Origin of the sequence: Gloeocapsa sp. PCC 7428, assembly GCF_000317555.1 — a bacterium.
Taxonomy (GTDB): domain Bacteria; phylum Cyanobacteriota; class Cyanobacteriia; order Cyanobacteriales; family Chroococcidiopsidaceae; genus Chroogloeocystis.
Genome location: NC_019745.1, coordinates 163400 through 183510 on the forward strand (window position 1 = coordinate 163400; position 20111 = coordinate 183510).

Consider the following 20111-nt stretch of genomic DNA (forward strand, 5'->3'; position numbering starts at 1 on the left):
TTCTCAATTGGAATTAATTCTACATCTACGACAAGCTTATACATTGTCATCAGTAGATGTTATTCAAATTAAAACCCCATGAAATTGAATTATTTAGTCCTCAGTATCGCTGCTGTTTTATCGGTTAGCAGTTTTAGTGGATTACCTACAACCTCACCAGTTCAAGCAGCACAAGTAGCTACAGTAAAATCGGGTAACTTTATCGCAGCAGAACACCCAACTGAAGGTGCAGCTCGAATTGTAACTGAAAATGGTAGACGCTATTTAGAATTTGACCAAGCATTTATGTCTGATATGGGTCCTGATTTGTACGTTATTCTGCATCGTGCTGCTACCTTACCAAAAGGTGGTCTAAAAGAGCAAGATTACATATCACTTGGTCGCTTACAAAAATTAAACGGAACTCAACGTTATAGCGTTCCTCAAGATATTAATTTAGCAGATTATCAATCTGTAGCTATTTGGTGTAGACAATTTAATGCTACATTCGGCTATGCACCACTACAAACAGCAGCACAAGCCAACCGCTAGCACTACTTTGTTAAGCGATCGCATACACCACAAACTCATTTTAACTACACCAGAACTTACGTAGTAACAATGCAATTTTCATAACAAAATACGTAAGTTCTCCTTCATATTATTAAGACTAAATACATACAGTAAATTCAAACTTTTACTAAACATCTCTCTTTAAACCTTTCCTTTGTGTACTACCCTACGGGAAGGCTGCGCCAATGTGGTAGCCTACGGCAAGCCGACGAAGTTTACATTTCAAAAAACATTACAAAACAAAACGAGAAAATCTAAGCTTTTTCTAGAGGATTCCTATGGTAGAAATCAGTGATGCTTTAAGGTTATTGCATCCAGCGATCGCAATTATTTTTGTATTTCCAATCATTGGTATTGTTGTCAACTTAGCTTGGCAAACGCGGCAGCGTCGCTTACACAGTAAACAAAGTAAAATTCCACCAATTGTCGGGGCAGAGCATAATAGAATAGGTCACTGGTTAACCACAGCAGTTGTCAGTATTACATTGTTAGGATTAGCTCACCCAATTGTCAAAAATATTCTCAGCAATCAACTTATTACTAAGCAACCATTTCAAGTTATATTTATAGTATTAATGTTTGCTGCTACTATAACTTCCTTAATCTTACTTTATCAAGCAAAACAGCGTCTTTGGCGGGGAATATTCGCGACACTTACAGGTGCAGGCTTAATCATTTTAGGCAGTCAAGATGGAGTTTTTCGCCGGACGAATGAGTGGTATGTATCGCATTATTATATTGGCATGGCAGCGGCGATGTTAATGGTTTTTTCGTTAGCAATTGCACCAGATATTTACAAAGATCGTTCGCAGCGTTGGCGGAAAATCCATACAATTTTAAACTGTATTGCACTTTTGCTATTTATTGGACAAGGAATCACAGGAACAAGAGATTTGCTAGAGATTCCCTTAAGCTGGCAAGAGTCGTATATTTATCAGTGTGACTTTGCAAATCAAACTTGTCCGACACCAACACCAGGAAACAGTGGGTGATAGCAAGAATTAGGAACATTTGGCGAATTGACCCTTTTTCACTGCGCGTACGCTTGACAATAGGTATTGCTGCTGTTTCTGCTTTGGGATTAGGTAGCTTTGCTGTTTGGACAACATGGCAAATGCAGCAAATTTTGATTGGTTCGCACAAGCGTCATGTGGAAGATATTGCTGGGCGTTTACCGCGTGATGCTGAGATATACAGTGAAATGTTTCTAGTCGCAACTGGGGTTCAAAAAGCAATTGATAATCTCACAGCTAGTCAAACTTTCTTGTGGGTCAATTTTTCTGATGGAACAAACCAAGCTAAATCTACAAATTTCAATTCGACAGATGCTACAGCGATCGCATTATTGTCGTTGCGTCAGATTCCAGTTAACCCTCAGGTGTACGCAATCGATAACCGCTACTTTGTAATGTGTGCTAGAACTTTGCGCATCAACGGCAATTCTTTAGGACAGTTATTCGTCGCTCAAGATATTTCTGACGAACAGACAATGTTTTTAGCAGTAGTGCAGGGTTTGGGTGTTACCAGTCTACTTATACTGATAGCTATCACAGGTGCAATCGCGCTTTACATCCAACGTTCGCTACAGCCATTGATGCAGATTAATCAACTTGCGGCAAAGGTTTCTGCCGCAGATTTGGGACAAGCAAAACTACAATGCGATCGCGCACCTACAGAAGTTCGAGAGTTAGCCCGTACCTATAACATGATGTTAGAGCGTCTCGCTGCCGCTTGGGAACAACAGGAACAGTTTGTCAGCAATGTTTCCCATGAGTTGCGTACGCCACTCACAATTGTCCACGGTTATTTGCAAAGTGTTCTTCGGCGCGAGACTAATCTGACAACAACGCAGCGCGACGCTTTAGAAACCGCAGCCTCAGAAGCAGATCGTACAATTCGTTTGTTACAAGACTTGCTAGACTTAGCGCGAGCAGATAGTGGTCATTTACACTTTCATATAGAACCTATCGTACTTAATGCACTAGTAGCCGAAGTAACAGGAATGGCACGGCAATACAGCAATCGAGAGATTGCGATTGAGGCGAATGATGAAATCATAGTTTTGGCAGATCGCCATCGTTTAAAACAAGTATTGCTGAATTTGATCGATAATGCTGTTAAATACTCTGACTTTAGCCTACCAATTACATTAAAATTAGACCAACTGGAACAAGCAAGAATTCAGGTGTGCGATCGCGGTGTAGGCATTCCCTTACAGCAACAAGCCCGCATCTTTGAGAGATTTTATCGAGTTGATGAATCGCGTTCCACGAGTGGTTATGGCTTAGGTTTATCAATTGTTAAAACACTTGTAGATGGAATGGGTGGGTGTGTTACAGTCTCTTCTAGATTAGGTGAAGGCAGTGTCTTTACTATCACTTTACCAATTGCTGCATAACAACCATGACAGCACATATTCTGCTAGTAGAAGACGAAATTAAGCTGGCTAAGTTCGTTCAGATGGAACTCACCTATGAAGGCTATCGCCTTAGCGTAGAACACGATGGATTAGCAGGGCTAATTGCAGCCCGCGAATTACATCCCGATTTAGTGATTTTAGATTGGATGTTACCAGGGATATCAGGATTAGAAGTTTGCCGCCGCTTGCGGATTCACGGAGATAAAGTACCAATTATTTTACTCACTGCCAAGGATGATATTAGCGATCGCGTTGCAGGCTTAGATGCAGGTGCTGATGATTATGTTGTTAAGCCTTTTAGTGTTGAAGAATTACTCGCAAGAGTCCGCGCACACCTACGACGTACTCAAGACATAGATCCTGATATACGCCAATTTGCAGATTTGAAGTTAAATCGCCGCACTAGAGAAGTTTATCGAGGTACGCGATTAATTGAATTAACAGCAAAAGAATTTGACTTACTAGAATATCTTCTGGCACATCCCCAAGAAGTGATTACGCGCGATCGCATTCTGGAAAAAGTTTGGGGGTACGACTTTATGGGCGACTCTAACATTATTGAAGTTTATATCCGCTACTTGCGCCTCAAGCTAGAAGCCAACAAAGAACCGCGCCTCATTCAAACTGTGCGTAGTGTTGGTTATGTATTGCGAGAGAGGAGTGAGGGAGTGAAAGAGTGATTAGCAGCTAGAGGGGCAAGGCAGTGCCTTGCCCTTGATATTTTCCTATAGCGGTAGAGCGTGCAATAATAATCCAGCTGTTATGCGATCGCTTTTCATGTCATCTTCTGATATTGATCTTGTTACTGCCCTAGAGGAACAAACACTTAACTTTCAACTGCCCGATCCTGAAGATGAGCAAATTCCTGAAATGGAATTTCAACGCCAGCTAGATACTGCATGGCAAGTGTGCGATCGCTTTGATCTACAAACAGAAATTTGGCGGGGGCGTATTTTACGTGCAGTCCGCGACCGCGAGAAGAAATACGGCGATGCACGCGGAAGTGGCTTTCTTAAATGGCTGCAAGAACGCGATATCAGTAAAAGCCAAGCATATTCGATGATTCAACTCGCGAATAGTGCAGATACACTCATGGAACAAGGACAACTTGACCCTGACACAGTACGCTGCTTTAGTAAACGCGCATTTATCGAAACTGCCAAAGCTGAACCGGAAATTCAACAACTGATTACCGACGCGGCGAAAAAAGGCGATCGCATTACGCGGCGAGAAGTTCGTCAGCTAGCCGATGAATTCACCGCCATGTCGTCCGATTTACTTCCTGATACCGTTAAAGCCAAAGCTGCGGATAATTCGCTTCCTAGCCGCTATCTTGCGCCGCTGGTGCGCGAAATGGAGAAACTACCAGAGTCGCACCAAACCGTATTTCGCGAGGAAGTTGCCGCAAATCCTGACGTTGATACGCTCAAACAAGTCACCTCCGAGGCGCGTTACCTTGCAAAATATCTCGATGCAGCAACTAATGTTCAAGCACTCGATGAAGAGTCAGTAGACTTAGAAAGCGCGCTAGAAGAAGCTTTAAGAATCGGTTGTATCAATGTTGCTGCCGATTTGGTTAATCAAGCATCGCAGTTAGAGCAAACCATTGCCAAACTCTATAATACTTGGAAAAAGATTGGTAGCTTAGCCGATCGCTTGTATGTTGATACTGGTGCGAGTACGCCAAATTTGCGATCGCTCTTAAGTTGCTTAGAACAACTAGGTGGTGAAGTCGTCGAAGTGCAACTTGGTAGCGGAGAACGTACCATCCGTCTGCAAATTCAAGAAGAATGATCAAGTGAGTGAGGAAAAACAAACATAACTTCAAAGCCGGTAATTGGTAATTGCTCATTGGAATAATATTCATCAAATTACCCATTACCTATCACCTGTTACCCATTACCTAAAAACGACCAGGATGATCATCGAGCGCCAATAAGAAGTTAACTAAATCGGTTTGCTGTGCAGAAGTAAAGCCAGCAGGTTGGTCTACATAAAAATTATGACCAGTACCATCAAGATTAGATCTGACTAAAGCAGAACTAGCTTGATTCGCTGCAACGACTTGAGCGCGAAGATTGCGATCAACTAACGCTCTTAAACTACTTGCCGCATCAGCAGGTTTACCAATGCTTAGCGTACCTGTTAATCCTAAGCCAGCAGGATCAACAACACTAAAACCACCATCTGCTTTAACTTGTATCGCCCCTGAACGTACAGCGACTCCACCATCATGCAAATAAGGCGCACTTAAATAAAGTCCCCGTAAGGGAGTTGTTTTATAACCTCCGTCAGGTAAAAGCCCCTTCGGCAAGCTTGTTGGACTGTCACTAATTCCCGCTGTTGGTACATCTAATACCTCCGCGTTTGCAGGAATTGGTACAGGATTGTTAAAAGTGTAAAGTTTAGGCGGTACAAGTAGATTATTCAAGTCAAGACGAGACTTAGCACGGGCAGGATTAGTATTTGTTTCTCGTATTGGGTGAATTATATTATCTGTAAAGAAAGGTGGAATGTGACAAGTTGCACAGTTAGCCTGCTCGAATACTTTAGCCCCTCGCTGTACTGAACCGCTTTGCAATGCTTGCTGATTTTCTCGGCTGCGATTAGGTGGCGGAACTAGGCTATTTTGCCAAGCTGACATTGCATTTGACGCAAACAAAAAAGGTCCACTACCAATATCTTGAGAATTTGTATTGGGGCTAAATATTAACCCGTTATAAGTAAACAAATTGGGTTTTAGCTGCGGGTAATTGCCTGTACCTGGCGCTGGGATTTGTGCCTCTAACTCGGCTTTTAGAGGGTCTGGAGCAATCAAACGTAACCATTGTGATGGTTTAATCGGCGGTCCCCACTTAGGTAAACGTAGCAGCGGATCAACCGCATTTTGCAGCACAACTCCTAAATAAACTTCTGGGTCAATTCCTAGCGTTTGAGAACTTAATTGCGCGGCTGCTAGCAAATTAATTTCTGAGGAATGTACCGCGTTGTTGACTGCACTTAATCCACCAAAAGGACCAACAGCAAACTGACCATCAGCCAAGTACGGATTAGTTTTGAAAGTAAAGACATTAGGGATTTGCGTCGTATTGTTAATACCATCAGGAGAACTTTCAAACTGACCGAAGGGAACATCTAGCACCGCATCATCAAACGCATCCTCAAACTTTTTCGGATCGGGTAACTTGACCAAATTATTGCGACTGTCAATAATCGTTCTACCGTCACCTTGATATTTGGGGTCGAGTGGATTGAGGTTTAACCGCGCAAAACCAGCGGCGGTGTTTGGTGCTAAGGCGATTAATAGTGGAATATTTAGGTCGCCGTTAGGGACTCCTTTTAAGCGTTTACCACTCGCAGAGAGATCCGCATGACAAAGAGCACAACTAAGATTACCATCGAGTTGCAAGCCTTGAGGAAAAAGTGAACCTTTTTCTACATTCAGCCCAGTATTGATCGCACTTCCTCGGCGATAAGTACGGCTACCTAGTGTTAAATCCTTCTTGAGGGTGATGCGTAAATTAGTTGTTGATTTACCGTGTAATTTGAAAATCGCTTCAGTGACTTCTGGTAGAATCTGTGCAAAGCCTACACTGAAACCAAATACTCGCTGTAACCCAAGTGTATCGCCAATCTTGCGGTTGAAAAAAATATCTTCACCGCTATCGACTAACTGTTGAGTAATTTTGACTGCGCCAATGCGTTCGTAAGCACCAGGAGAATTTGGGTCGATTCCTTTTTGACGTACGAGTTGTTCTGCTTGTTGCGGATTTAGTAATTTGCCGAAATAATCGTAGTAGCCGAGTGGTTGGGTAGGAGCAGGTTGTAGTAGAGCTTCGGTTGCTCTGACTGGAGGCTGTAGTAAGGAGTTAGAAAGTAAAACCGCTCCTACTGTTACTACAGCAATTAGGACAAACAGCGATTTGTAGCGCCAACGCATAAATGCCCCCCTTCAATAATTTAATTGAGGGTAAAAAATTTTGTTGTAGGAAATTTTGGTAAGCCTAATATAACCAACTGTTATCAGAGATACAATTTTTTGCAATGAATCTTTAGCGATCGCCTCCAAGTTACATAACTAATTTTTAATTCCTGTTGTTGCGATTCCTTGAATAAATTGTCTTTGACCGAAAAGGAACAAGATGACGATGGGAATCGTGGCGATCGCGACTGCTGCCATCAGTAAAGGCCAATTATTTGTAAACTGCTCTTGAAACTCGGCTAGCGCCAGTTGTACTGTCCTTAACTCTGGTCTTGTTGTAAACACTAACGGTTTAAACAAGTCATTCCATTCTCCGATAAAAGTAAATAAAAATAACGTGACCAACGCCGGACGCGACAACGGTAGCATCACCCGCCATAAAATTTGCCAGCGATTCGCGCCATCCAACGCCGCCGCTTCCTCTAACTCGATGGGAATTGTCAAGAAGTACTGGCGTAGCAAAAAAATCCCAAAGCCATTGACTGCTGTTGGCAGAATCAGCGCCCCGTAGGTGTTAATGAGATGTCCCCACTTGAGCACCAAGAATATGGGAATAACTAATAATTGAAAAGGAATGACCAGCGTAGCTAAAACAATCAGTAGCACAACTTGCCGACCGAGGAATTTTAACCGCGCGAGTGCATACCCCGCCAAGGCTGAGGAAAATAGCTGAAAAGCAGTCACAGCTAGTGCAACCAGCGTAGAGTTCGCAAATGCTAGCAGGAACTTGCCGCGTTGCCAAGCGTCTTGATAATTAGCTAATGACCAGCCATTTTGTGGCATTAACGTGATTGTCGCTCCTTCTGGGGCAAAGGAGGTCAGAAAAACTATTCCTAGGGGTAGTAGTATAAGACCCGCACCTAGTAGTAAAACAGCTAAGTTAACGACTTCTAATATAGATTCACGGGTGGCAGTGTTGTTGAGATTTTTTTTAGGCATTGATACTAATTTGGCTTTATGCTTTGATAAGCATTGATATTATTTTTTAATTTAAAAAATATTTCATGACCAAACGTAACGTAGCGCATCGAGATTTGTTAAGTTAAATTTAACCATTTTCAACTTTACACTTGAGTTGCCAGGTTAACCAAGCTCGTATCAGTTGATTTACGTAAATAGGAGATAAAAGACCTATGCAGCAGCTGGCTGCCACCGCCGCAGAACTTGATTTCCACAGCGAAACCTACAAGGACGCTTACAGTCGCATCAACGCGATCGTGATTGAAGGGGAGAAAGAAGCCCATGAAAATTACATCCGATTAGCGGAACTGCTGCCAGAACACAAAGAGGAACTGATTCGCTTATCGAAGATGGAAAACCGCCACAAGAAAGGTTTTGAAGCTTGTGGGCGCAATCTTCAGGTCACACCAGATATGCAGTTTGCGCAAGAGTTCTTTGCCAAATTGCACCAAAACTTCCAAAAAGCAGCCGAATCAGGCAACGTAGTAACTTGCTTACTCATTCAATCACTGATTATCGAATGCTTTGCGATCGCCGCTTACAATATCTATATTCCTGTTGCCGATGACTTTGCCCGTAAAATTACTGAAGGCGTAGTCAAAGACGAATACAGCCACCTCAACTTTGGTGAAGTCTGGTTAAAAGAACACTTTGAGGCATCGAAAGCTGAACTCGAACAAGCAAATCGTCAAAACCTTCCTATCGTTTGGCAAATGCTCAACGCAGTTGAAAACGATGCGCACACCTTAGCAATGGAAAAAGAAGCTTTAGTTGAAGATTTCATGATTCAATACGGTGAAGCGCTGAGTAACATCGGCTTCACTACCCGCGATATTATGCGGATGTCGGCATACGGACTTACAGCTGCATAAAACTTACCAAAGTGCAGGGGCGGAAAAATCGCCCCTGTATCAGTTTCACTGCATTGCCTAAACGTATACATTGATCGCCAGCAAACTGAGCCTCAACTCAGTTGATCTGTGTGATATTTTTGTGAAAATTTTCCTAAATCTCACACTCTTCATTTTTTCTCACAGCAGCTACAAGTCTCATACAGCACAATAAATGTTTGGTCTAATCGGTCATCTTACTAGTTTGGAACACGCCCAAGCAGTAGCTAAAGAGTTAGGCTACCCTGAATACGCAGATCAAGGGCTTGATTTTTGGTGCAGCGCTCCGCCCCAAATCGTCGATACTATCAAAGTTACAAGCATTACTGGGCAAATCATCGAAGGTCGGTACGTTGAGTCATGCTTTCTCCCTGAAATGCTGGCTTCGCGGCGCATCAAGGCAGCAACGCGAAAGGTTCTCAACGCGATGGCTCACGCACAAAAGCATGGAATCAATATTACGGCTTTGGGCGGTTTCTCATCGATTATTTTTGAAAATTTTAACCTTTACCAAAATCGCCAAGTGCGCAACGTGCGGCTAGAGTTTGAGCGGTTTACGACAGGTAACACGCACACAGCTTATATTATTTGTCGTCAAGTTGAACAAGCCTCTGAGAAGCTAGGGATTGAACTCTCGAAAGCAACTGTTGCCGTGTGTGGTGCGACAGGTGACATCGGTAGCGCAATCTGCCGTTGGTTAGACGCGAGAACAGATGTAGCTGAGTTGCTATTAATTGCGCGTAATCAAGAGCGACTACAGCATTTACAATCCGAACTCGGTCGTGGCAAGATTATGAGTTTGGAGGAAGCTTTACCGCAAGCAGACATTATCGTTTGGGTTGCTAGTATGCCCAAGGGTATGGAAATCGATCCAACAACGCTCAAGCAACCTTGTTTATTGATTGATGGAGGCTATCCTAAAAATTTAGTAACCAAAGTACAGCACCCTGGCGTGTATGTGCTTAATGGCGGTATCGTTGAGCATTCGCTTGACATTGACTGGCGAATTATGAGCATAGTTAATATGGAAGTTCCTGCTCGTCAACTCTTTGCTTGTTTTGCTGAGTCAATGCTACTCGAATTTGAAAAGCTGTACACTAACTTTTCTTGGGGACGCAACCAAATTACAGTAGAAAAAATGGAACACATTGGTCAAGTATCTATCAAACATGGTTTTCGTCCTTTGTTAGTCTAGGGGTGAGGAGTGAAAAGCGAGCATTAGTGATTAGTGAGAGAGTAGGAGTGTAGGAGCGTTGTAGAGTGGGAGAGACGAAGATGCTATTTTACCCGCCTACCTACTTACGCAACAACCCGCCTACTCCCCTGACCCCCGACCTCTGACCCCTGACCCCTCACTATGGCAACTACTGAGCGTAAACCACTACTTTTAGACTTTGAGAAGCCGCTAATTGAACTTGAATCACGAATTGATCAAATTCGCGAACTTGCGGCAGAAAATGGCGTCGATGTCTCTGAAGATATTCGCCAGTTGGAAGCCCGCGCCATGCAACTACGACAAGAAATTTTTAGTAGTCTTTCGCCTTCGCAGAAGTTGCAATTGGCACGTCATCCGCGCCGTCCGAGTACGCTTGATTACATTCAAGCGATTAGCGATGAATGGATGGAACTACACGGCGATCGCCGAGGAACTGACGATCCGGCTTTAGTTGGTGGAGTGGCAAAACTTGCTGGGCGCGCGGTTGTGATGCTGGGACATCAAAAAGGACGCGACACAAAAGATAATATTGCGCGAAACTTTGGCATGGCTTCTCCTGGGGGCTATCGTAAAGCAATTCGGCTGATGGAACACGCCAATCGCTTCGGAATGCCGATCTTGACTTTTATTGACACGCCAGGTGCTTTACCCACAGCAGAAGCGGAATACAAAGGTGCAGGTGAAGCGATCGCTTATAATCTCCGCGAAATGTTTCGCTTTGAAGTACCGATTATTTGTACTGTCATCGGTGAAGGCGGTTCGGGCGGTGCTTTAGGGATCGGTGTTGGCGATCGCTTACTGATGTTTGAACACTCGGTTTACACCGTTGCGACTCCTGAAGCTTGTGCGGCAATTCTCTGGAAAGATGCAGCTAAAGCTTCCCAAGCTGCGGTAGCTTTAAAAATTACGGCTCCCGATTTAAAAAATCTGGGTATTCTTGACCAAATCTTATCAGAACCAAGTGGCGGCGCGCATTCTGATCCATTAGGGGCAGCAACGATTCTCAAGCAAGCATTAATTGAAAACTTAGAAGCCCTCTTGCAAACAAGCGGTCAAGAACGCCGTAAAATGCGCTACCAAAAATTCCGTAGATTAGGTGTTTTTACTGATTTGCCTTAAGCAAGTCCGTTAATTGCGATCGAGAAGGCAAGTGATATAATTACCCTTAGCGTGTAAAGTTTCTTTACAGATAACGCGTCCTACTACAGTTATGTAGCTGGGATGGTTTGCTCGTGGTTACTTGCTTTTGAGCAGCCGGCTCGGTTGTTACTTTGTTCGTTACCAAGCAATTATTTGGAATCGTATTATGCCAGAAAGAACATTAATCTAAGTCTCAGACCTGATTAATCTATCTAGGGTAAGAAGTTGAGATAATGAGGAAGCAATGCCACTTCTTCAAGGAAACAGGAATTCATGAATTTGGCGAAAAATAAAAGCGCCTTGATTACTGGTGCAAGTAGTGGAATTGGAAAAGCAACCGCTTTAGCATTTGCTAAGGTGGGAATTGATGTTGTATTAGTGAGTCGAACTCAAGACAAACTAGCGGCTGTAGCTAGTGCAGTCGAGCAAACTGGCGCAAAAGCAACCACCTATGCGCTCGATTTAGCTGATATTGAACAAGTGCGAGAGAAAATCAGCGCGCTCGCAGCAGATGCGGCAGTCGATATTTTAATCAATAGCGCTGGAATGGGATATACCGGAAACTTGAGCGACACACCATTAGGCGATTGGCAAGCAGTGATGAACTTGAATCTCACAAGCGTGTTTCAATGCATTTTAGGAGTGTTACCGACAATGCGCGATCGCGGTACAGGGACAATCGTCAACGTCGCTTCAGTCGCGGGTTTGCAACCTTTTCCGAGTTGGGGCGCTTATTCGGTGAGTAAAGCAGGACTGATTGCGCTTTCTAAAACCTTAGCAGCAGAAGAACGTCAAAATGGAATTCGGGTCACGACGATTTGCCCAGGTGCTGTTGATACTGAGCTATGGAACAGCGATACTGTGGGAATTAAGCTTGAGCGATCGGCAATGTTAACGCCAGAAAGCGTTGCGCAGTCAATATTGCACACCGTACTCCTTCCAGAACAAGCCGTCATCGAGGAGTTAACCTTAATGCCCAGCACTGGCGTTTTGTAAAGCTATCAGCAATGACCACATAGCATTCAACCTTCAGATACCAACTGTAGGATTGATATTCGCGACTAAATGTGTTGGATTCAACACTCACAATTATTACGAAAACCTTAATTGAGACTTTAGACCATGACTATTGGATTCCCCAACGGTTCTCCTCGCTCCAACTCACCTTTGATGCCAGATAGTTTAGAAGATACAATCAACCGCATTGCGACACGACCAGACCGCAATACCCAAAATGGGAAAGAAGCACAATTGCAACCGCCTTCCGAAGAACTCAACGAAGCGATGGTAGAAGCAGTACGCACGATGCTATTAGGCGTGGGAGAAGATCCAGAACGCGAGGGGCTACTCAAAACTCCTAAGCGCGTCGTTGAAGCTATGCGCTTTCTTACCAGCGGTTATAACCAATCATTAGAAGACCTTGTTAATAACGCCATCTTTGACGAAGGTCACAACGAGATGGTACTTGTGAGAGACATTAACTTCTTTAGCTTGTGCGAACATCATATGCTGCCATTTATGGGCAGAGCACACGTTGCGTATATCCCTAATGAAAAAGTGGTGGGATTAAGCAAGTTAGCGCGGATTGTGGAGATGTATTCGCGTCGCTTGCAAGTCCAAGAACGTCTTACGCGTCAAATTGCCGAAGCTGTACAGACGATTCTAGAACCCCAAGGTGTTGCTGTCGTCATGGAAGCAACGCATATGTGTATGGTAATGCGCGGCGTTCAAAAACCAGGGTCATGGACGGTGACTAGTGCGATGGTCGGCGTATTTCATGACGAGCAAAAAACGCGTGAAGAGTTTTTGAATTTGATTCGACATCAGCCAGCGTTTTTCTAGCTGCTAATTGTTGAAATAGCTGTGCAACTTTCGTTAAATCTTTATCACCAGGGGCGCGCTCTACACCACTCGACAAATCGATACCGTAAGGTTTTAACTGATTAAGTGCATCACTAACGTTTTCTGGAGTTAATCCGCCCGCGAGTAACCACGGACAACTTGGGCAAAACTGCCGTAGGGTTGTCCAATTTAGGGTTTTTCCAGTACCTCCTAACATTTGAGGATGATAGGCATCGAGTAAGAGTGTATCTACGCAGTCAATATAAAGATTTGCTTGTACTAATGCTTGTGAATCGCGCACTCGTAGGGCTTTAATGATTTCTACGCCAGTGGGTAACTCTTGGCGCAGTTGCGTACAAAATTCTGGAGATTCATCGCCGTGCAATTGAACGCCAGTAAGACCGCCGGCTACCGCAACTTGATAGATTTCTACAATAGTCGTATTTGCAAAAACACCAATGCGCTCGATGTGTTGTGGGATTTGCGACACGATCGCTTGAATTTGTGTCGCGCTGATATAGCGTGGTGAGGCTGGTACGCAAATAAATCCGAGCGCGGTTGCGCCTAATTGGGCGATCGCTTGTCCTTGTTCAGGTTTTGTAATTCCGCAAATTTTGACTCGCATTAAGTTTTGTGTCGAAAATACGTTGTAACTGTTAACTCTTAAAACAGAGACTATGTTTGTCCTAACGAAATTTGATAATCCTTAATTATTCATATCTTATTTGTTTAGGAGAGAGAAACTTGACTGACTTAATTTTACTAGCAGCCGTGCAATCAACAGTTCCTGACACGGTACGGTGGAGTTGGACAGGATCGGCAATCATTATCGGTGCTTCTCTGTTGATTCTGTTTATTGCTGGTCGGACAATTCGTTTTCCTCAAGTTGGTCCTAAGATGCCTTTACCGTTCCCTGCACTGTTTAATAATCCGAGTGTGGGTACAGTCCTCGGTTCTGTGAGCTTGGGTCATATTGTCGGTTTCGGTATTATCTTAGGACTTAACAATCTTGGCGTTCTCAAGTAGACTACACCAGCGTCTTTTGTTTATTCACAATTAACAAGCCGTAGCGGTGAGGATTTCCTCCCGCTTTATTTATCTATCCTCCTCCCATTTCCCCATTCTGACTTCTGCCTTCTGCCTCTTAAATGTACGGATTCCTCGAAATCACTAGAGTAGTACTGAGTCAGAGTGATTGTCTATTCTAGAAGTAAGGTGAATTACAAATCTATAATTGCTGGATAACTCACATCTGAGCAGAATTCTTGACAAAATCTAGCAAATATGCACAGATTGTCTGCCTTAAAGTGCTGAGTTTTAGGAAAATTTCATGCAAACAAGTTGGCGAATTGGATCTTTATTTGGCATCCCGCTGTTACTCGATCCTTTGTGGTTCGTAATTTTGGCAGTAGTCACACTCAATTTTGGTTTAGCTTACCAACAATGGGGAGCAGCATTAGGCTGGAGTGCGGGAATCGTTACAGCATTGCTGTTGTTTGGTTCAGTGCTGTTACACGAACTCGGTCATAGCTTAGCAGCGCGATCGCAAGGCATTAAAGTTAAATCTATTACATTATTTCTCTTTGGTGGTATTGCCGCAATTGAGGAAGAATCAAAAACACCAGGACAAGCATTTCAAGTGGCGATCGCAGGTCCTAGCGTAAGTATTGTTATCTTCGTATTACTGACAACGATCGCCTATCTCTTACCTACAGGTAGCTTGTCGAGTACGCTGATTGGCGATTTGGCAAAAATCAACTTGGTGTTAGCACTGTTTAATTTAATTCCTGGCTTACCTTTAGATGGCGGACAAGTTTTAAAAGCCGCCGTGTGGAAAGTCACTGGTAATCGCTTTCAAGCGGTACGCACTGCGGCTAGCGCCGGACAAATTTTAGGTTGGAGTGCGATCGCATTAGGTTTTGCGATTGATTTCATGACTGGCGAGTTGGTGTCTGGGTTGTGGTTTGTCCTGCTAGGCTGGTTTGGAATTCGCAATGCGACAGCTTATAAAAACGTCACATCGTTGCAAGAAGCATTACTCACGCTAAAAGTCAGTGATGCGATGAATAAGGACTTTCGAGTTGTCGATGCAGATTCAACACTGCGTCAGTTTGCAGACTTGTTTCTTCTCGAACCTAACTCAACGCAAGTTTATTTTGCTGCTTCAGACGGACGCTATCGCGGGAAAGTATCAGTAGACGATTTGCGCCTAATTGAACGCAGTCAGTGGGAAACGCAAACTTTGCACAGCATTGCGCGTCCTTTGACAGAAATTCCCACAGTGACCGAAACAACTTCATTTGCAGAGGTCATTAATCAGATGGAAAATCAACAACTGCAACAAATTACCGTACTTTCTCCCGCTGGGGCGGTTGCAGGTTTAGTTGATAAAGGTGATATTGTCCGAACACTCGCAGCAAAGCTAAAATTACGGATTACCGACGCCGAAATCAAGCGCGTTAAAGAAGAAGGTACGTATCCCCCAGGATTACCACTCAGTGCGATCGCCAAAGCAGCTAGTAAGTAAATCTCTTGCACAGATCTTGAAAAGCTTCCAAATTTGGGGGTTGCACACAAGATCTAGATGGATGCAGGAAGTATAAATCCGGATAAGAGGTTTAGAGGATAAGAATATGCAATCCTTTAGCCTCAATTTTCTTCGTTTCTTGGTATAAACACATTCAAACTACTAGGAATACATTCAATTTCTATGGGTGTTGTTCCTATGAGATTACCATCTAAGACAACGGGTTGCGGAGGTGTTGTCGTAATTTTGATGTGTCTAGCGCGGAGATGATGTACATTATCAAGCTCTACAGGATTATCGTTGAAGCCTGATTTAATGAGATGGTAAAGTGCGATCGCTCCTTCGAGGCGAGACTGCGGAGAAGTTATTGTAATATCTAAAAGACCATCATCGGCATAAACTCCTGTTGTACCGTGCGCTAGTACAGAAGTTGGTGGCGCTGAGTTGGCGACAGTGACAGCTGTTGCTTGTTGAATTGCGGCTGTTTGTGATTCAGTTTCCACACGAGTTTCAAAAGGTTTCATCCCCTGCCAAAATTGTTTGACTCCAGCCAAGATATAAGCTAAAGCCCCAAAACGATTTTTTGCCTCACTGTCAGCTTGTTCAATAGTTTTTGCTTCAAAACCAATTCCAGCAAGTAGTACCATTGGTTTTCCATTACACAAAGCAGTATCAACCAAACGCGTGTGACTTGCTAAGATAATTTGACACGCAGCTTTGAGATCTTTCGGAATACCGAGATAGGTTGCAAAAGCGTTAGCAGTTCCTCTAGGAATAACACCAAAAGGAATTTCTGTACCAATTAAAGCCTCAGCCGCCGCCGAAACTGTCCCATCACCCCCAGCAGCAATCACAACTTCTGCACCACTTTCTACAGCTTGATGTGCTAATTGACCAGCACTCACTTCAGGAGTTGTAAAATAAACACTCAAGTTAAACTCCGGCTCTAACATCGCACGGATTTCCATCAATTCTTGTTCAGTTTCACGTTGCTCTGAAGCAGGTTTCAAAATAAGATAAGCTGAGCGAGACATAAGCAGCAAGTCTTGAACGTTGTCAGAAAGTAGGAAAGAAATTGGCAAAAAACTTTACTTATAAATCTGAAGGTTATTCATCCAGCGGCAAAAGCATCGTAATTCCTTGCAGCAATCCTACACGTTTATTTATTACCTAGCTTCCTGCTTCTGTTGAAGCAAGCACTTGTGTAGAAACTGAGTTGTGTTCTTAACTCAATACTTATAGGAGTTACGCACTTGCCCCCTAAATTCCCCATGAGTGGGGGACTTCAACTCAGATTCCCCCCGCCCCCTCTCACTCTCCCCCAATGCATGGGGGAGAAGATAAGGATGAAACTTTTATGTTTGGGGCTAGGGGGGCGGAATAGATTCAACTGCGTAAGTCCTGACTTAATTTAGAAGTCGCCTCAACAAGATGCAGGTCTTCTTTAAGAAGTAGACAAAAAAATCATAAAAAAAATCTAGCTATAGGCGGGTGAAGCTAGCAAAATAAGAAGTAAGGTTTTGATAAGAATTGACCCTTACTCAAGCAATTTTTAAAGCCTTCGCTAAAGTATCAAAAAGTTGATCGATTTGTTGTTTCTCAATAATGAGTGGTGGAGATAACGCGATATTATCTCCCGCAGCGCGTACCAGCGCCCCTAACTCATAACAACGCAAGAAAATCTCAAAGCCGCGATCGCCTAGTTTATTGGGAATTGATTCTAACTCTATCGCTGCAAGTAAACCTAGATTACGAATGTCAATAATGTGCGGTAAACCCCGCAAACTGTGTACAGCATCTTGCCAATAAGTTGCTAGTTCTTGAACGCGCGATAATAGTTTTTCTTTGAGATAGATATCTAATGTTGCCATACCTGCGGCACAAGCAACTGGATGTCCAGAGTAAGTGTATCCGTGAAAAAATTCGATTCCTTGTTGCGTTCCTTGCACAAAAGTATCATAAATTCCTTGACGGACAAACACGGCACCCATCGGCACTGTACCATTAGTAATTCCTTTGGCAACAGTGATTAGATCTGGCACGACACCGAAATAATTTGCGGCAAACGGTTCGCCAAGTCGCCCAAAGCCTGTAATGACTTCATCAAAAATCAGCAAAATGCCGTATTTGTCACAAATTTCGCGCAAGCGTTGCAAATAGCCCACAGGAGGAATTAGCACGCCAGTAGCACCCGCAACAGGTTCCACAATCACTGCGGCAATTGTCGAAGCATCGTGTAAAGCAATAATTCGTTCAAGTTCATCTGCAAAATGCCTTCCCCATTGGGGTTGTCCTTGACTAAAAGCATTTTTTTCTAAGTTATGCGTATGCGGTAAGTGATCGACACCCGTTAGTAAATTACCAAAAAACTTGCGATTCGCGCCAATTCCACCAACAGCAACACCACCGAAATTGACACCATGATAAGCGCGTTCTCTGCCAATTAACCGCTGACGCGCAGCTTCACTGCGTATTCGATGGTAGGCGATCGCCAGCTTCAATGCCGTATCTACCGCTTCTGAACCTGAATTCGTGAAAAAAACATGATTCAAATCTTTAGGAAGCAATTGTGTCAGTCGATTTGCAAACTCAAACGCCGCTGGATGCCCCATTTGAAACGCGGGCGCAAAGTCTAATTGCGTGAGTTGATCGGCGACGGCTGCTGCAATTTCTCGACGACTGTGCCCAGCATTAACACACCACAGCCCACCTGTACCATCTAGAATTTGCCGACCGTCATCGGATGTATAATACATTCCGTCCGCCGCAACTAAGAACCGAGGTTGTGCTTTAAACTGACGATTAGCGGTAAAAGGCATCCAGAAAGCTTCTAGATTGCTGGGTATGTTGCTCACAAGTTTAGGCTCGATGGATTTTTACATATAGCAATTTTAAATGACTTGCAAGATCCAGCTGAGCTTAGTGATGGGTGATGGATCATAGAAATGATGCAAGTTTCTTTCCAGGCTCAAAAAAAATCTACAATGCCTGATGAAGAATCAACGTAGAAAGAACAGTGGTGTTACAACCTGGTAAATTGTGGACAAGGGTCATCGAGCAAACTGAGTATGCTTTACGCACAGGGGCACTTCAGTCAATTCCTACCGATTACGAATTTATCGAGCAAAACGGTATTAATTTCCTTGTGCGCACGTTGTCAAACTTGGTACGTAAGGATGAAGCAAAGCAGTCTCAAAGCACCACTACTGCTAAAGATTTTAATCCGTTTTTACCATATGAGGAAGATTTATTTGTTGCAGATATTTCGGACACGCATTTGTGTTTATTGAATAAATTTAATGTTGTCGATCATCACTTGCTGATGATTACTCGTGCTTTTGAAGATCAGGAAAACTGGCTTAACTGGGGCGATTTTCAGGCAATGTGCGTTACTTTAGCAGAAATTGACGGTTTAGCATTTTATAACGGCGGGAAGCTCGCTGGCGCGAGTCAAAAACACAAACATTTACAACTTGTTCCCTTACCGCTTTCACCTCAAGGAGTCAAACTACCGATCGAAAATGCGATCGCTGCTGCTAATTTTACAGATTCTATCGGTACCTCACCGCTGTTTCCGTTTGTTCACGCGATCGCCCAACTCGATCCGAACTGGGTAACTCCTGATACTGCTGCTACAGCCACGCTAGAATGCTATCAAAGCCTGCTTCATGCTGTTGGAATTGAGACAAACGATTTTAAAAGCGACAAGCAATCAGGTGCTTATAATCTACTGGCAACACGTCAATGGATGCTGATTGTACCGCGTCTTCAAGAAAGTTTTGCGTCTATATCCGTTAATTCTTTAGGATTTGCCGGATCGCTGTTTGTCCGCAATGATGAGCAAATGCAGATTCTTAAATCTTATGGTCCAATGACGATTTTGCAGCAAGTTACGAGTGGCTAGTTACGAGTAGCTAGAATTTGCTTGACATTTTGGCGATTGTATGAATTATAAGTAGATGCGTCTTCGGTTAAGATGCGGATGCTATTTGGTGGTAATTTAACTTGTACGGTGTCGCCAGCAGTGAATTTATGGAGATCGCTAAGGTGGAGATTTTGCGATCGCACAGTCATACAACTTTGTTCTGTTGGGCGCACAGTTTTCGCACCACCCAAAATATCAAAATATCAGGAGTAACAAACGCCCCTACAGCCGGAATAAAAACCAGTAGCGAACCTGCTACAATTCCTCGCATTGTTAAAAGCTGCGAATATCATTTGCACCTAAATCTTGTGCCGCTTCCACTAAGGAAAAATTGAAACGATCCATTGCGGCATACAATGGCAAAATCATAAACGGCAAATAGCCATAAATTAACCCTACAGTTACAGCAAACTGTGTAAATAACAAATTCAGCGGTGCATCAACAACATGAAAGTTTTGTAGCACTACATTAATCACCCCTTCCTGACGCAAAAGCACAATCCAAGCATAAGTTCGCACCAAAAAATTAGTCCAAAAAGGAATAATTACAAGTAGCACCAAAACATTTTGCCAGCGTCCCGAACAAGTAGCAATAAAAAACGCCAACGGATAGCCAATAATTAAACAAGCAACCGTCGTAATTAAAGCCAATCCAATC

Annotated in this window: 20 protein-coding genes; 13 read left to right on the top strand and 7 right to left on the bottom strand. The window is 43.4% G+C overall.

The features are described 5' to 3' along the window. The first annotated feature begins 78 nt into the window (after positions 1-78). The 5 genes from GLO7428_RS00715 (at position 79) to GLO7428_RS00735 (ending at position 4765) form a co-directional block, all read left to right on the top strand. A complete protein-coding gene (locus GLO7428_RS00715; RefSeq protein WP_015186634.1) occupies positions 79-531 on the top strand; it encodes a DM13 domain-containing protein in 453 nt (150 codons plus the stop codon). A gap of 299 nt (positions 532-830) precedes the next feature. After that, positions 831-1544, top strand: coding sequence for a DUF4079 domain-containing protein (locus tag GLO7428_RS00720; protein ID WP_015186635.1), 714 nt, complete (start codon positions 831-833; stop codon positions 1542-1544). Beyond that, positions 1541-2950, top strand: coding sequence for a cell wall metabolism sensor histidine kinase WalK (locus tag GLO7428_RS00725; RefSeq protein ID WP_015186636.1), 1410 nt, complete (start codon positions 1541-1543; stop codon positions 2948-2950). The genes GLO7428_RS00720 and GLO7428_RS00725 overlap by 4 nt, the downstream gene beginning before the upstream one ends. Positions 2951-2955: 5 nt before the next feature. Further along, positions 2956-3651, top strand: coding sequence for a response regulator transcription factor (locus GLO7428_RS00730; protein ID WP_015186637.1), 696 nt, complete (start codon positions 2956-2958; stop codon positions 3649-3651). 97 nt (positions 3652-3748) lie between these two features. Continuing rightward, positions 3749-4765: a hypothetical protein gene (locus GLO7428_RS00735; protein WP_015186638.1), complete on the top strand. Its 1017-nt coding sequence runs from the start codon at positions 3749-3751 to the stop codon at positions 4763-4765. 109 nt (positions 4766-4874) lie between these two features. Here GLO7428_RS00735 and GLO7428_RS00740 read toward each other — a convergent pair whose 3' ends face one another. After that, positions 4875-6911, bottom strand: coding sequence for a hypothetical protein (locus GLO7428_RS00740; protein WP_015186639.1), 2037 nt, complete (start codon positions 6909-6911; stop codon positions 4875-4877). Positions 6912-7049: 138 nt separating this feature from the next. Continuing rightward, complete coding sequence (locus GLO7428_RS00745) at positions 7050-7892, bottom strand: carbohydrate ABC transporter permease (RefSeq protein ID WP_015186640.1); 843 nt, start codon at positions 7890-7892, stop codon at positions 7050-7052. A gap of 194 nt (positions 7893-8086) precedes the next feature. Between GLO7428_RS00745 and GLO7428_RS00750 the strand changes: the two genes are divergently transcribed. The 5 genes from GLO7428_RS00750 (at position 8087) to folE (ending at position 13001) form a co-directional block, all read left to right on the top strand. After that, positions 8087-8785 carry an aldehyde oxygenase (deformylating) gene (locus tag GLO7428_RS00750; protein WP_015186641.1) on the top strand — a complete coding sequence of 233 codons (699 nt, stop codon included), beginning with the start codon at positions 8087-8089 and terminating at the stop codon, positions 8783-8785. A 193-nt stretch (positions 8786-8978) separates the two neighbouring features. Continuing rightward, entirely contained in the window at positions 8979-9998 is a 1020-nt protein-coding gene (locus GLO7428_RS00755) for a long-chain acyl-[acyl-carrier-protein] reductase (RefSeq protein WP_015186642.1), read from the top strand. A gap of 162 nt (positions 9999-10160) precedes the next feature. Next, positions 10161-11138 (top strand): acetyl-CoA carboxylase carboxyltransferase subunit alpha, encoded by a 978-nt coding sequence (locus GLO7428_RS00760; protein ID WP_015186643.1) that lies wholly within the window; start codon positions 10161-10163, stop codon positions 11136-11138. Between the two features lie 294 nt (positions 11139-11432). Beyond that, positions 11433-12155 carry an SDR family oxidoreductase gene (locus tag GLO7428_RS00765; RefSeq protein WP_015186644.1) on the top strand — a complete coding sequence of 241 codons (723 nt, stop codon included), beginning with the start codon at positions 11433-11435 and terminating at the stop codon, positions 12153-12155. 126 nt (positions 12156-12281) lie between these two features. Then, entirely contained in the window at positions 12282-13001 is a 720-nt protein-coding gene (gene folE, locus GLO7428_RS00770; protein ID WP_015186645.1) for a GTP cyclohydrolase I FolE, read from the top strand. On the opposite strand, the gene GLO7428_RS00775 is transcribed toward folE, so the two are convergent. Then, complete coding sequence (locus tag GLO7428_RS00775; RefSeq protein ID WP_015186646.1) at positions 12913-13626, bottom strand: phosphoribosylanthranilate isomerase; 714 nt, start codon at positions 13624-13626, stop codon at positions 12913-12915. The two genes, folE and GLO7428_RS00775, sit on opposite strands and share 89 nt — an antisense overlap. Positions 13627-13745: 119 nt before the next feature. Here GLO7428_RS00775 and psaK point away from each other — a divergent pair, with 119 nt between their 5' ends. Together psaK and GLO7428_RS00785 are read left to right on the top strand one after the other, a co-directional pair. Beyond that, entirely contained in the window at positions 13746-14027 is a 282-nt protein-coding gene (gene psaK, locus GLO7428_RS00780) for a photosystem I reaction center subunit PsaK (RefSeq protein ID WP_015186647.1), read from the top strand. Between the two features lie 304 nt (positions 14028-14331). Next, a complete protein-coding gene (locus GLO7428_RS00785) occupies positions 14332-15528 on the top strand; it encodes a site-2 protease family protein (protein ID WP_015186648.1) in 1197 nt (398 codons plus the stop codon). Positions 15529-15650: 122 nt separating this feature from the next. On the opposite strand, the gene GLO7428_RS00790 is transcribed toward GLO7428_RS00785, so the two are convergent. Then, positions 15651-16562: a YegS/Rv2252/BmrU family lipid kinase gene (locus GLO7428_RS00790; protein WP_015186649.1), complete on the bottom strand. Its 912-nt coding sequence runs from the start codon at positions 16560-16562 to the stop codon at positions 15651-15653. Between the two features lie 507 nt (positions 16563-17069). Next, positions 17070-18383 (bottom strand): aspartate aminotransferase family protein, encoded by a 1314-nt coding sequence (locus GLO7428_RS00795; RefSeq protein WP_015186650.1) that lies wholly within the window; start codon positions 18381-18383, stop codon positions 17070-17072. 161 nt (positions 18384-18544) lie between these two features. Between GLO7428_RS00795 and GLO7428_RS00800 the strand changes: the two genes are divergently transcribed. After that, complete coding sequence (locus tag GLO7428_RS00800; RefSeq protein ID WP_015186651.1) at positions 18545-19432, top strand: ATP adenylyltransferase; 888 nt, start codon at positions 18545-18547, stop codon at positions 19430-19432. Here the strand turns inward: GLO7428_RS00800 and GLO7428_RS27570 are convergent. Continuing rightward, entirely contained in the window at positions 19429-19602 is a 174-nt protein-coding gene (locus GLO7428_RS27570; protein ID WP_155823541.1) for a hypothetical protein, read from the bottom strand. The genes GLO7428_RS00800 and GLO7428_RS27570 overlap by 4 nt on opposite strands. 124 nt (positions 19603-19726) lie before the next feature. After that, a complete protein-coding gene (locus GLO7428_RS28210) occupies positions 19727-20104 on the bottom strand; it encodes an ABC transporter permease (protein ID WP_071882334.1) in 378 nt (125 codons plus the stop codon). Positions 20105-20111: the final 7 nt, after the last annotated feature.